The organism is Vibrio sp. 10N.222.52.B7 (assembly GCF_041474275.1).
Taxonomy (GTDB): Bacteria; Pseudomonadota; Gammaproteobacteria; order Enterobacterales; family Vibrionaceae; genus Vibrio; species Vibrio crassostreae_C.
The window spans coordinates 1241-1584 of record NZ_JBFRTU010000178.1 but is presented as its reverse complement, the minus strand read 5'-3'; the positions used below and the strand labels follow the sequence as shown (position 1 = coordinate 1584).

The 344-nt window shown below is 48.0% G+C and carries 1 protein-coding gene; it reads right to left on the bottom strand.

All coding sequences use genetic code 11. The annotated features are described in order from the left end of the window. Nucleotides 1-344: AAA family ATPase (locus AB4512_RS22135; RefSeq protein ID WP_372175696.1), on the bottom strand; the 344-nt coding region annotated here is incomplete at both ends.

The following is a 344-nucleotide window of genomic DNA, read 5'->3' as shown; positions in this document are numbered from 1 at the left end:
CCCGAATACAAACCTGAAAAATTACCCAAGCCAAGCGTGTTGCACGTAGCAAACAGGCGGAAAGAAGGGTGGGGAGTGATCACGCGGTTTTGCTCGAGAGAAGTGTATTTGCCGTCTTGCTCTAAGAGTTGCTGAATCACAAACATCACATCAGGTCGACCCGCGTCGTATTCGTCCAATACCAATGCGATGGGTTGCTGGATACTTTGTGGAAGAATGCCTTCCTTAAACTCTGTCACCTGCATTCCATCTTTAATGACGATGCTATCTTTGCCAATGAAATCCAATCGGCTTAAGTGCCCATCTAGGTTGATCCTCAAGCATGGCCAGTTCAATCTCGCGGC